General features: G+C 75.1%; 13 protein-coding genes. 7 read left to right on the forward strand and 6 right to left on the reverse strand.

What is annotated here, in order from left to right; genetic code table 11:
• Positions 1–74 precede the first annotated feature (74 nt).
• A complete protein-coding gene (locus PH189_RS13475; protein WP_274189299.1) occupies positions 75–1298 on the forward strand; it encodes a hypothetical protein in 1224 nt (407 codons plus the stop codon).
• The gene (wsfD, locus tag PH189_RS13480; protein ID WP_274189300.1) at positions 1295–2779 is read left to right on the forward strand and encodes a glycan biosynthesis hexose transferase WsfD; all 1485 of its coding nucleotides are present in this window, start codon (positions 1295–1297) and stop codon (positions 2777–2779) included. The genes PH189_RS13475 and wsfD overlap by 4 nt, the downstream gene beginning before the upstream one ends.
• A gap of 16 nt (positions 2780–2795) precedes the next feature.
• Here the strand turns inward: wsfD and PH189_RS13485 are convergent, their stop codons facing one another.
• From PH189_RS13485 to PH189_RS13505, 5 genes are all read right to left on the reverse strand, one after another.
• A complete protein-coding gene (locus PH189_RS13485; RefSeq protein WP_274189301.1) occupies positions 2796–3155 on the reverse strand; it encodes a Rieske (2Fe-2S) protein in 360 nt (119 codons plus the stop codon).
• Between the two features lie 11 nt (positions 3156–3166).
• Positions 3167–4096 (reverse strand): Rieske (2Fe-2S) protein, encoded by a 930-nt coding sequence (locus PH189_RS13490; protein WP_274189302.1) that lies wholly within the window; start codon positions 4094–4096, stop codon positions 3167–3169.
• Between the two features lie 82 nt (positions 4097–4178).
• Positions 4179–4637 (reverse strand): GNAT family N-acetyltransferase, encoded by a 459-nt coding sequence (locus PH189_RS13495; RefSeq protein ID WP_274189303.1) that lies wholly within the window; start codon positions 4635–4637, stop codon positions 4179–4181.
• Positions 4638–4640: 3 nt separating this feature from the next.
• A complete protein-coding gene (locus PH189_RS13500; protein ID WP_274189304.1) occupies positions 4641–5813 on the reverse strand; it encodes a uroporphyrinogen decarboxylase/cobalamine-independent methonine synthase family protein in 1173 nt (390 codons plus the stop codon).
• Positions 5814–5919: 106 nt separating this feature from the next.
• Entirely contained in the window at positions 5920–6546 is a 627-nt protein-coding gene (locus PH189_RS13505) for an AfsR/SARP family transcriptional regulator (protein WP_274189305.1), read from the reverse strand.
• A gap of 423 nt (positions 6547–6969) precedes the next feature.
• Here PH189_RS13505 and PH189_RS13510 point away from each other — a divergent pair, with 423 nt between their 5' ends.
• The 4 genes from PH189_RS13510 (at position 6970) to PH189_RS13525 (ending at position 10059) form a co-directional block, all read left to right on the forward strand.
• Positions 6970–7917, forward strand: coding sequence for a manganese catalase family protein (locus PH189_RS13510; protein ID WP_274189306.1), 948 nt, complete (start codon positions 6970–6972; stop codon positions 7915–7917).
• A gap of 164 nt (positions 7918–8081) precedes the next feature.
• Positions 8082–8282 carry a hypothetical protein gene (locus PH189_RS13515; protein WP_274189307.1) on the forward strand — a complete coding sequence of 67 codons (201 nt, stop codon included), beginning with the start codon at positions 8082–8084 and terminating at the stop codon, positions 8280–8282.
• A 107-nt stretch (positions 8283–8389) separates the two neighbouring features.
• Positions 8390–8809 carry a PASTA domain-containing protein gene (locus tag PH189_RS13520; RefSeq protein WP_274189308.1) on the forward strand — a complete coding sequence of 140 codons (420 nt, stop codon included), beginning with the start codon at positions 8390–8392 and terminating at the stop codon, positions 8807–8809.
• 68 nt (positions 8810–8877) lie between these two features.
• Positions 8878–10059 carry a serine hydrolase domain-containing protein gene (locus tag PH189_RS13525; protein WP_274189309.1) on the forward strand — a complete coding sequence of 394 codons (1182 nt, stop codon included), beginning with the start codon at positions 8878–8880 and terminating at the stop codon, positions 10057–10059.
• A 13-nt stretch (positions 10060–10072) separates the two neighbouring features.
• Here the strand turns inward: PH189_RS13525 and PH189_RS13530 are convergent, their stop codons facing one another.
• A complete protein-coding gene (locus PH189_RS13530) occupies positions 10073–10993 on the reverse strand; it encodes a hypothetical protein (protein ID WP_274189310.1) in 921 nt (306 codons plus the stop codon).
• A 514-nt stretch (positions 10994–11507) separates the two neighbouring features.
• On the opposite strand from PH189_RS13530, the gene PH189_RS13535 reads away from it, so the two are divergent.
• Positions 11508–11834 (forward strand): DUF222 domain-containing protein (locus tag PH189_RS13535; protein WP_274189311.1); only part of this gene is annotated, 327 nt, incomplete at its 3' end.

The raw sequence follows: 11834 nt of genomic DNA on the forward strand, positions 1-11834 counted from the left end.
GCCGCGAGCCCCACGGACGGCTCCAGCGGGGCGGGCGCGACCGGCGTGGACCGTCGAGGGGCGGTGACGGCGAGGTGCTCCAGGCCAGGGTCCCCGTCCGTCGGCGGGTGGGGCACCTGGCCCGCGCGACGGCCCCGTCCCTGCTCCTGGCGCTGATCCTGGCCGTGGTCTCGTGGCACACCGCGACGAACCTGGGCGGGATCGCGGGCGGCGTCGTCTACGCCACCGGGTGCGTCGTCGTGCTCGTCGTGGTCCTGCCCGTCGCGACGCGGGCCGTCTCGCGGGGCCCCGCGTGGGTGCTGCCGACCCTGGTGGCGGTCGTCGTCGCCGTCCTCGTCGCGCTCTTCGTCCTCGGCTTCCCCGCGGCGTACGGGCACGCGATGGGGGTGGGCAGCGACCGTTCCGACGCCCTCGACGTCGCGCTGGCCCGGCTCGCCGACGGCCGGTACCCCTACGAGGGGGTGACCTACCTCGGCAACCCGATCACCCCGCTGCCCGGGGCGCTGCTCATGGCCGCCCCGTTCGCGTGGCTCACCGGCGACGCGGCGTGGCAGAACGTCGCCGGGCTGTTGCTCCTGCTGCCCCTGCTCCACCGTGGCTCGTGGCGCCGCGCCGAGCCGACCCTGCTGTGGGCGTGCGCGGCCCTCGGCGGGCTGGAGGTCGTGCGGGAGTTCGTGGTCGGCGACGATCTCGTGACCGGCGCGGTGCCCGCGGTCGCGGCGGCCGCGTGGACCCTCGCCCTCGCCCGGGGCACGTCGATCGGGGCACTGGTGGCGGCGGGGACGGCGCTGGGGATCGCGACCTGCACCCGCCCGCACCTGGCCCTGGTCGTCATGGTGGTGGCCGGGGCGGTGGGGGCGGTCGTGGGGTGGCGCCGGGCCGTGCTCGTGGGCACGACGGCGAGCGCGGTGTGGGCGCTGCTGATCCTCCCGTTCCTGGCCGGCGGGTCGGCGCGGTTCTCGCCGTGGCATGTCGCGGCGAAGGTCACCGGGGACCGCGGGCTCACCGCCGGGATCGTCGTCGTCGGGCTGGTGGCGGCGGCGCTGCTGGTGGCCGCCCTCCTGCTGGTCCGGCCGTCCTCGCCGAGCGCCGTGGGCTGGTTCTGCGCCGCCGTGCTGGTCGCCCCGTCGGTGCTGTCGCTGGCCCGGCGGCTCGCGGGCGGACCGGCCGCGGAGCTCGACCTGACGCTGGGGGCCGCGGCGGTGCCGTTCGCCCTGTGGGCGGTGAGCGCCCGTCGACCGGCCCCGGACACCGCGCCCGACCCGTCGGCGGTCCGGCCCCTCGTCGCGACGTCATGAGGGGCGGGGTCCTGCGTTACGGGACGCGGCGGATCGCGCTCGGCCTCGGTGCGGGTGTCGCCGCGGCGTCGCTGGTCGTCCTGACCCTCGGGCTCCCGGCGGGCCGGACGTTCGGCGTGGAGGACAACGGCGACGGCTTCCGGCTCTTCTGCGGCCTCGGGATGGTCCCGCGCACCGTGGACCGGATCGCGGCCTGGAAGGGCGGTGTCGTCACCGACTTCGCCGTGGTGGCGAGCCCGACGTGCGGCATGTCGACGCCGTCGTCGGCCGCGCTCGTGCTCCGCGCCGCGATGCTCGGCGGCGACGGCTCGGTGGCGCTGTCGACCGTGGGCTGGTGGTACGCGGCGCTCGTCGGGATGGTCGTGGCGACGGCGGCCTGGGCGGCCTCGGCATCGGGTCCGGGGCGCGCGGCGGTGCTGATCGTCCCCGTCGCCCCGCTGGCCCTCCCGGCGTTCACGCGGTTCTTCGTCTCCACCTACGGCGAGCCCGCCGGGCTGCTCGGTGCCCTCGCGGTGGCGTGCGGGATCGCCGCGCTGCTGGTCACCCGCCCCGGGCAGCGGGCGTCCCGCGCCGTCGCGCTGACCCTGACCGCCCTCGGCGGCGCGGTCGCCGCCACAGCGAAGGTGGGCTACCTCCCGGTCCTCGTCGCGGCGGTGGTCGCGTGCGCGGTGGTGACCGTGGGGCACCGACGGCGGCTCGGCCCCGCGCTCGCGGTGGCCACGATCCTCGCGGTCGCCGTGCCGGTGGGCGCCGCCGTCCACTTCCAGGACCGCGTCTACGGCGGCGCGAACGTCCACGACGTGGTGTTCACATTCGTGCTGCCCGAGCTCGGTCCCGACGGCCCCGCCGCGCTCGATCTGCCGCCGGAGGCCGCGGACGTGACAGGCGACGGGTTCTTCAACGGGCCGCCGCTCCCGACCGCGGACTGGTGGGTCCGGGCGATCGGCGAGGACGCCGACGCCACCCGCGCCGCCGCCCACGGGGCGCTCGTCCGTCACCCGGGCGCGCTGCTGCGGGGGCTCGGGGTGGGGCTGCAGGCCACGACCCGCGCGGACCTGCCCTACCTCGCCGCGGGCCCCGGCGATCTCGCGCGGCCCACCGGCGCCGGCGGCGACGCCGGCTGGTCCGGGTCCCGCGGGCCCGCCCTGCGCGAGGTCCTCGACGACACCTCGTGGCCGGCGTGGCTCCCGACGGCGCTCGTGCTGCTCGCCGTCGCCGCGGCCGGCAGCTCGGTCCGCTGGCGACACCGTGAACCCGCGGCTGCGCGCTGGTGCCTGGCCGCCGGCCTCGCCGCGGTCACCGCGCTGGGCCTCGTCGCGGCGGCGGTGCTCGGGGACGGGTACTTCGAGGTGTTCAAGCACGTCTGGCTCGCGGCGTACCTGCTCGTCCTGAGCGGGCTGGGCCTGGTCGGGGCCGCCGGCGCCGTGGTGGGTCGCGCGCTGCGCGTGCGCTACGCCCGGCGGCCCGCGTCCTCGCTCTGAGCGGCGGGCGCGGTCTTCACGTGTAGTACGGCTTGTGCGGGATGGCCGCGTCGTTGGTCTGCTGCTCGAAGTCGACCCAGATCGCCCCGTCCTCGATCTTGCACGCGTAGGTCGGGATCGGGTCGACGGCCGGGACGCCCGTGGGGACGCCGGTGTGCAGGTCGAACCGGGAGTTGTGGGCGGGGCAGATGAGGGAGTCGTCCTCCTGCAGGTAGCCCTCGTTGAGCGGCTGCTGCTGGTGGGTGCAGGTGTTGTGCACGGCCACCGCTTCGTCCTCGTAGAGCCGGACGACGCAGATGGGCTGGCCGCCCATCTGGACGACCATCATGTCGCCCTCGTCGAGCTGGTCGTCGTCCGCTACTGCTTCCCAGGCCATGGTGGTTCCTCTCAGTTCGCCGGACGCCGGGAACGCGGCGCCGGGGCGGAGCCGCGGACCTCGATCCAGCCCTTGCGCACGCGCGCGGGCAGGACGGGCTGGGGGTGGTGGGCCGGTCCGCGCACGATCCGGCCGTCGCGGAGGTCGAACACCGAGAAGTGCAGCGGGCAGGTGACGGTGCAGTCGTCGGTCTCGCCGCGGTGCAGCAGCGCACCCGCGTGGCTGCACACGTCGTCGATCGCGTGCACCTCGCCGTCGCGCCGCGCGAGGAGCACGTGCCGGCCCTCGACCTCGACGCCGGTCACGCCGCCCGCGGGCAGGTCCTCCTCGGCGACCGCCCTGACCCAGCGGGTCGGTCCGGTCGTCGTGGCGACGCGGTTGACCATCACGGCCCGGCCCTGGACGAGGTGGCCCCCGATGTAGGCGGCCACCACCGTGACGCCGAGGCTGGCGGCGCCGAGGGCGCGGCCGGTCGGCCGGCGGCCGGAGAGCCGGGCGGCGAGCGACGCGCCCTGCAGGCTGACGCCCGCCACGTTGAGGAGGCCGTGGAACAGCCCGACGCGACGGTCCTCGCCGTCGCTGACGCTCCAGTCGACCCACCCGGTGGCGGCGGTCGCGGCGGCGGCCGCGAGCCCGGCGGCGCTGAGCGTCGACGACGGGTCGAGCCGGCGACCACCCGGCGCCACGTCCTGGCCTGCCGTGTCGAGCAGCACGGAGGCGGACCAGAAGCCGATCGGGAGGTCGCTGAGCGCGGGGTGCAGCGAGTGCCCGAGCCAGCGCCCGCCGTGCATCAGCTCGAGGACGGGGTTGCTGCGGAAGCGGTCGTAGACGGGGTCGACGACGGCGGTGGCGCGGTCGTTGACCTTCTGCAGCCACGGCCACCGGGTGATCTCGGCCAGGGCGCGCTGGTGCCACGCCGTCGCCGCACCGGAATCCGCCATCCGTCGCTCCCGGTACTCGGTGTCGATCTCGCCGTCGCGACGATCGTCGCACCCTGATGTGATCCACACCATAGCCGCGCCGTCAGAGGATCTTCTCGCCGAAGAACACCGCGATGTGGTTGCCGTTGTACGCCGGGATGGCGTGGTACCCGGCGGCGGCGAAGAGCGCGCGGCTGTGCCGTTGCTCCGGGCCGGCGTCGAGCCGTACGCGGGCGTAGCCGAGCTCCCGCGCCGCGTCCTCCAGCGCCGCCAGCAGCTCCCGGCCCACCCCGCGCGACCGGGCGCCGGGCGCGACGTACATCCGCTTGATCTCGGCGACGTCCGGCCCCAGCGCGCGCACCCCGCCGATCGCGACGGGCTCCCCGTCGTCGTACCCGACGAGGAAGCGGCCCCGGGGCGGCGCCATCTCCTCCGGCGTCGTCACCGACCCCGGGCGCGCGGAGCGCCCGGGGTACTGGGTGTCGAGCAGGGCGTTGAGCTCGGCGAGCAGCTCACGTCCCGGGGAGCGGTCCGAGCGCCCGGCCCGGAACTCCAGGGACACGGCTCAGGAGACCCCGAGCTTCTCGGCGGCCCTCCGCGTGCCCTCCACGCGATTGGTGATCTTCTGGAACGCCACGTCCCGGGCGTAGTCCGGCGACCCGTGGTTCGGCTTCTCGTCGATCGAGAACGGCGAGAAGCCGCAGTCGTCGGTGGACCCGAGCTGCTCGGCGGGGATGAAGTCCGCGGCCCGGACGAGCCGGCCGGCCACCTCGTCGGCGCTCTCCACCCGCGGGTTGCCCGGGTTGATCACCCCGATGTACGCCATCTGCGTCACGCCGTCGGCGTCGGTGCGCAGGTTCTTCCCGATCGAGGAGTACACCGGGTCCTTCTCCCGCTCGCTCGCGAGCTGGATGAGGAAGTAGCCGGCGTTGATCGTGAACATCTCGGGCAGCAGGTTGTTGTAGGGCACGTCGGCGGAGTGCACCGAGTCGCGGTCGCCGCCGGGGCAGGTGTGGATGCCGATGGACTTCCGCTCCTCGGCGCTGAACCGCGCCATGACGCGGTTGTTCAGCTCGATGAAGTGCGGGAGCAGCCCGGCCCCGGTCCAGGGGTTGCGCGGGTCCTCGCGGGTGGCGAGCCGGCCCTCGGTGAAGTCGACCGACACGCGGGCCGCGCCGGCGGCGAAGGCCTGGCGGATGTCCTTCTCGCACTCGTCGATGAGCTTGGCCTCGAAGTCCTCGCGGCTGTAGCCCTCCACCGGCTCCGTGAGCGGGTAGAGCAGCGCGAGCATCGACGGCGCGATCACCGCCTGCTTCATCGGCGTCCTCGTCTTGCCGATCGACTTCTTCAGCGAGTCCGCCGCGTAGTTCTGGTACTCGAACGGGCCCTTCACCAGCTTGGGCAGCTGCCGGCCGTGGCCGTCGGCGAAGATCGCGAAGAACTGGCCGCCCGGTGCGAGGGACGGCGCCAGGCCGGTGCCCGCCAGCGTGTCGGTGATCGGGTAGGTGGCGAACGAGGACCAGCGCTGCTCGCCGTCGGAGATGATCGGCGCGCCGGTCGCCTCGAAGCGGTCGATGGTGTCCTGGACCGCGGCCTCCTGCTCGCTCTCGAGGGCCGACTTGTCGATCTTCCCCTCGTCGTACGCGGCGTAGGCGTCCTGGAGCTTCTGCGGCCGGGGCATCGAGCCCACGGGTTCGGTGGGGATGCCGGTGGCGGTGCGGGGGTCGTAGGTGGCCATGGTGACTGGCTCCGAATCTCGGGTGAATCGGGCGAACACCCGGGACCCGACGCTATGGTGTGAGCGAGATCACGTCAATTTCCCTGGCGCTCGGCCCCGTCCTCGGTCAATCCGCCGGACGCCCCAGCAGCGGGCGGACGAGCGCGCGGATCGCGGGGGAGGGCGGCAGACCGAGCTCGGCGCGCAGCAGCCCCCGGAAGGTCTGGTACTGGGTGAGGGCCTCCGCGCTGTTGCCCTCGGCGAGGTGCACCTCGATGACACGGCGGTGGGCGCTCTCGCGCAGCGGCTCCTGCGCCACCGCCTCGAGCCCGGCGCGCAGGGCGTCGGCGAACCGGCCGGCGCCGCACGCCCGCGCGCAGCGGTCCTCGAGCGCGTGCAGGCGCAGCTGGCGGTGACGCTCCCGCTCGACCAGCACCCAGTCGTCGCACCACCCGGGCAGGAGCTCGCCGCGCGGCATCGGGGCGTCGACCATGCCGTCGTCGTCGGCCGGGACGTCGTCGTCGAGGGCGTAGAGGTCCACGCCGGCGTCCCGGTGCAGCGACACGTTCGTCGCGTCGGCCTCGACGAGCGCGGCGCGCTGGGGGGCGGGGACCTTCCACAGCGTCGAGCGCAGCCGGGTCAGGGCCTGCCGGTCGGTGACGTCCGGCCACAGGGTGCCGGCGAGCTGGTGCCGGCGGACGGGACGGCGGGCGAGGGCCAGGAACGCCAGGACCCGCTCGGCGGTGGGGGTCAACCGCACGTCCTCGTCATCGACCCGGCACGCGAAGCGGCCGACGAGGTACAGGTGTGCCGTCCGATGCGGTATCGGCACGTCGAGCGTCATTCGCCGCCGTTCCCGTCGGACCTTCCACGTCGGGTCCGGCTGTTCGAGGAAATGGCCGGCCCGCACGGGACCGGGGAGGGCGGCGCGACTGACGGCCTCAACGCGCTCGGCTCACGGTAGGGACACCGCACCCGACCGGCGACTCGGACGGACGTCCCGGGGCGGGCAGAGATCGGGTGCCCACCGGAGACGCGATCGAGACACCGGAGAGACGGCGGACCGACGCGGCGGGCACGCGGCGGGGACGGTCCCGGCGACGGCGAGGGTCACGACCGGGGGACGGGGGTCTGGCGAGGGTGGGGCACGCACCGATCGACCCTCGAGAGGATCCACGTGTTCTTCCATGTGCAGCGCCTGATCAACGAGATCGTCCCGGACGAGCCGGACCCGGCGGCCGCGAACGCCCTGCAGGAAGGGCTGGGCGGTCAGTTCGGCGAGATGCGCACGATGATGCAGTACCTGTTCCAGAGCTTCAATTTCCGCGGGCCGACGGGCAAGCCGTTCCGCGACCTGCTCTACGGCGTGGGCACCGAGGAGATCGGTCACGTCGAGCTCATCGCCACGACGATCGCGCGTCTCGTCGACGGCTCGCCCCGCTACCAGGGCAACCCCACCCACCTCGACGAGCCGGGCGAGGGCGGCGCGACGCCGCTGTCGGTGGCGCTCGGTGGCGGCAACATCCACCACTGGCTGGTCGGCGCCCAGGGCGCGCTGCCGGTGGACGCGCAGGGCGACCCGTGGACGGGCAAGTACGTCTACGACAGCGGCAACCTGCCGCTGAACCTTCTCTACAACCTCATGCTCGAGTCGACCGGGCGCCTGCAGAAGTGCCGGCTCTACGAGATGACCGCCAACAAGACCGCGCGGTCGACGATCGCGTACCTGATCGTGCGCGACCAGGCCCACGAGAACGCCTACGCGAAGGCCCTCGAGGCGCTCGGCGTGGAGTGGAACAAGCTCCTGCCGATCCCGAAGACCAGCGCGGAGCGCTTCCCCGAGGTCAAGACGCTGCTGGACCAGGGCCTGCAGTCCAAGCAGTACACGTTCAACATCGACCAGCTCAACGAGGCGGCCAAGGTCTTCAACGGCCCCTCGCCGTCGAAGGACGGCACGGAGCTCTCCACCGAGCAGGCCCCGGAGGGCGCGCCCATGGAGATCGCGGTCGAGCGTCCGGAGGAGTTCGGGCCCGGGCTGGACAGCGAGCTCATGGAGCTCGTCCAGGCCACCGCGGACATGGAGATGTTCACCCCCGCCGGCCAGTACGGGCCGACCGGCAGCTGATCAGCAGCGGACCGGCCGCCCTGCCCGGAGAGGTCGATGACCGTCGCCACACCGCACGTGACGCCCGCCCCGGACGTCGGGACCCCGACCGCCGGCGCGGCCACCGGCCTCGTGCTCGTCTCGGGGTTCTCGTGACCCCCGCGACGTCGGGGGAGTCGCCGGGCGTGTCCCCGGCCGTTCCGCCGGGCGCCGTGCTGATGGTGCGGGTCTGGTTCGACGAGGGCGACCTGCGGGTGCGCCTCACCGCCACCGACGACCTCGAGGGCCCGGCGCACACCCTCGGTGTCGCCGGGGACGTGGACGGCGCGTGCGACCTCGTCCGGACGTGGCTGACGGCCGTCGCGGCGGGCGGGCGCGGAGCGTGATCCCGCCGGTCGGCGTTCTCCCAGCTCACGCGGGGTGCCGCCGCCACCGGGGGCGGGTGATGCCCGACTCGGCGTCAGGGGCACGGCAGGATGGGTACCGATATGCCATGACCGGCATGCCGGAGGAGGCGACGATGCACACCGACGAGACGCGTACCGACGCCGAGGGTGGGACCACGATGGGCCACGACGCGACCGACGGCGGGACGACCACCGCCACGATGCCCGAGCTCGTGGGACTGCCGGCCGCCGAGGCCCACGACCGCGCCCTGGACGCCGGCGTGCTCGCCGTCGGCCGCAACGCGGTGCACACGGGCGCCGGGCGCGCCCACGTGGCCGATCAGGAGCCGGCGGCGGGCGAGGAGCTCGAGCGCGGCGCCGAGGTCGGCATCTGGATCGCGGGCGGCGCCGCACGGCCCGCCACGGGTCCCGACCCGGACGACGGCCCCGAGGGCGGTGGCGGTGGCGGCGGTGTCCGCCCCGAGCCGAGCCCCGTCGGACCCGCCGGAGGCGGATTCAACGGCTGACCGAGGCCACGGGGCTCCGTGGCCTGCGATCGGATCGTGTACTTCTGAATGACCGCGAGGCTCCGCCCGTGCGGAGCCGATCGGGGACCGAGCTCCCGGGGGCGCCCGTGCACGCCGACGACGTGATCGAGGGCGTGCGCGGGTCCGTCGAGGCGGGCCTCGTGCCCGGCGCGGTCGTCGGGGTCCGCCACCGCGGCGCGACGAGCCTCGCGGCGGTCGGCACCACCCGCCCCGATGGGGACACCCCACTGCGCCCCGACGCGGTGGTCCGGCTCAGCTCGAACACGAAGCCCCTGATCGCCGCGTTGGCGATGCGACTCGTCGCCGACGGTGCGTTCGCGCTCGACGAGCCCGTCGACCGCCTGCTGCCCGAGCTCGCGGAACGCCGGGTGCTGCGGCGTCTCGACGTCTCGCTCGGCGATCCCGCCCGCGACACCGTGCCCGCGGAGCGCCCGATCACCGTCGAGGACCTGCTCACGATGCGCATGGGGTTCGGCGTCGTCACCGAGGGCCCGTGTCCCACCCTCGACCGGGCGGCGGCCCTGGGGCTCGGCTTCGGCCCGCCCGACCCGCACGGTCCGCCCGCTCCCGACGAGTGGATCGCGCGGCTCGCGACGCTCCCGCTGCTCGACCAGCCCGGCCGTGCCTGGCGCTACGAGCTGTCCGCCGCGGTGCTCGGCGTCCTCGTGGCCCGCGCCGATGGTCGTCCGCTCGGCGACCTGCTCGCCGAGCGTCTCCTTGCTCCGCTCGGGACCGACGCGACCGGGTTCGTCGCCGACCCCGCCCGACTCGTCCCGGCGTTCGGGCGCGACCAGGACGGGGCGCTCGTCGACGTCGACGGCGTGACCGACAGCCGTTGGCTCACCCCGCCGGCGTTCCCCGACGGCCGGGCCGGGCTCGTCGGTACGGCCGAGGATCTGTTGCGCTTCGCGGGCATGCTCCTCGACGGCGGTGCCGGGATCCTCGACCCCGCCGCCGTCGCGGCGATGACGACCGACCGCCTCACGCCCGCACAGCGGGCCGCGCCCGCGGCCGCCCCGTTCCTCGACGGCGGCGGGTGGGGTCTCGGAATCGGGGTGGTCGACTCGCCCGCCGGGCCCCGCTACGGCTGGGCCGGGGGACTCGGGACGCTATGGTACTCCTGGCCGCGCCACGACCTGGCCGCGGTGCTCCTGACCCAGGTCCTCCCGCCCGCGGGCCCGGTGTTCGAGGCCTTCACCCGGACGATCGAGGACGGGCTGGTGCGGTAGGTCGGGTGCGGGGTCAGCACGCGCCGACGAGGGCCGGCCACGGCCGCGGGTTGCGCCACGGCACCGGGTCCGGGCGCGCGGGACGCCAGCCCCAGGGACCCGTGCCCCGACGGGTCGCCGGCGAGGGTCGCCCGTCGCCGCCGTCCCGCGGAACGGGGGAGGGGCGGCGCGGTGCCCGGGGTGCGGGGACGGGGTCGGGCTCCTCGACGGGCTCCTCGACGGGTTCCGGGACGAGCTCCTCGGCGAGCTCCTCCGCCGGGGCGGGCTCGGGCGTGGCCTCCGCGGCGGGCGTGGGCTCCGGTGCGGGCGCCGGCATCGGCAACCGGGCCTGGAGGCGTTTGGGCTCGGGGTGGCGCTCGGGCTCGGGTCGGCGGGGCGCCGGGATCGGGGCGTAGGTCGTGCCCGGGGCCGCACGGCCGGGGACGCTCCGGCGGGCCGGGAGGTCCTCGGCCTCGACCACGCCGAGCGGGCCGGCGGAGGCCGCGGGCGCCGCGGCCGGCACGAACACGGTGCGGGCGACCTCGCGCCGACCGCCCGGGACGGCACCGCGACCGCGGCGGTTGCGCAGGCGACGGCGGGTCTCGGCGGCCGAGGGGCCCCGCGTGCCGTCGAGCGCTGCCGCGAACGCGAAGACCAGTCCGTTGGCCAGCCCCAGACCGAGGAGCCCGAGACCCATGAGGCCGCCCGGCTCGATGAGGTCGCCCGGGTCGGGTCGTTCGAGCTGGCCGCCGTAGGGCAGGGAGATCGTCGCGGGCTCCGCGCCGACGGTCGTTCCTCGCGGCGTGTCGTCGGTGACCGCGGCCGCGAGGAGGACGAGCAGCGTCCCGACGCACACGCCCATGCCGAGCACCGTGGCGAGGCCCCCGGCGAGTCGGCGCAGGCGCGAGCCACGGAGCTCGGAAGTCCGCTCGCCGAGCGGCGCGGCGTACGCCATCGATCCCCCCTGGGCAGGTCGCTGCCCAGGCTCTACCCCGTGATCCACAGGCCGCGATCCCTCAGCCTCTAGTTCACCCTGATGGTGGCGTGATCCTCGGCGTGTCCTGCGGCGTGTCCGGCTGAGGGCACGGAGCGGGGCCCGTCGTGGCGTCACCTGCTGCCGTTCGAGTGACGTCGTCAGGCCGCGACCGCGGCCGTGCGAGCCCCGGCGATCTCGAGGAAGTCCGGGTTGTGCGTGACGCCGAGGACGTTGCCGAACGGGTCGACCACCGACGCGGTGACGAACCCGCCGCCGTGCCCGGTGAGCGGCTGGTACTCGGTGGCCCCGAGCGCGAGCAGGCGCGCGAGGGTGCCGGGCAGGTCGACATGCCGGTGTCTGGTGCTCGATGAGCGCCTGCGGCGCGGCGGCCGAGCAGCGCGCCTTCGTCGAGCGGCGGCGGGCTCAGCGGCGGGTGGAGCGGGGTTCCTGAACCGGCCCCTCGCTGTCGGGGGTCGGCTCTAGAATCGAACACATGAGCGAAGGCGTGGGTGTCGTGGAGCGTGAGGCGCTCGCGGCTGCGCGCGCCGAGGAGATCGCCGGTGACCAGGCCTACTATCGGCGCCTGGAGCGGATCGCGGAGATGGATCGTCTCGGGCTCGCCGCGGTGACGGGGGATCGCAGTACCGAGCGGTTGCTGCAGGAGAGCTGGCGGCTGGACCCCAGCAAGGCCGGGCGGCTGGTGGCCGAGGCCGAGGACCTGGCTCCGCGGTTGTCGCTGCACGGTCAGCCGCTTCCGCCGCGGTCGCCGTGCACCGCGACGGTGCTGGCCTCGGGGGAGATCTCCCCGGAGCATGTGGCG

Source organism: Actinomycetospora chibensis, from assembly GCF_028737215.1.
GTDB classification, from domain to species: domain Bacteria; phylum Actinomycetota; class Actinomycetes; order Mycobacteriales; family Pseudonocardiaceae; genus Actinomycetospora; species Actinomycetospora chibensis.

What these genes read in the sequence shown, in the direction of transcription:
- wsfD (WP_274189300.1), top strand. Translation starts at nt 1,295, where the DNA reads ATGAGGGGCGGGGTCCTGCGTTACGGGACGCGGCGGATCGCGCTCGGC.
- PH189_RS13500 (WP_274189304.1), bottom strand. Translation starts at nt 5,813, where the DNA reads ATGGCCACCTACGACCCCCGCACCGCCACCGGCATCCCCACCGAACCC.
- PH189_RS13485 (WP_274189301.1), bottom strand. Translation starts at nt 3,155, where the DNA reads ATGGCCTGGGAAGCAGTAGCGGACGACGACCAGCTCGACGAGGGCGAC.
- PH189_RS13490 (WP_274189302.1), bottom strand. Translation starts at nt 4,096, where the DNA reads ATGGCGGATTCCGGTGCGGCGACGGCGTGGCACCAGCGCGCCCTGGCC.
- PH189_RS13530 (WP_274189310.1), bottom strand. Translation starts at nt 10,993, where the DNA reads ATGGCGTACGCCGCGCCGCTCGGCGAGCGGACTTCCGAGCTCCGTGGC.
- PH189_RS13520 (WP_274189308.1), top strand. Translation starts at nt 8,390, where the DNA reads ATGACCGGCATGCCGGAGGAGGCGACGATGCACACCGACGAGACGCGT.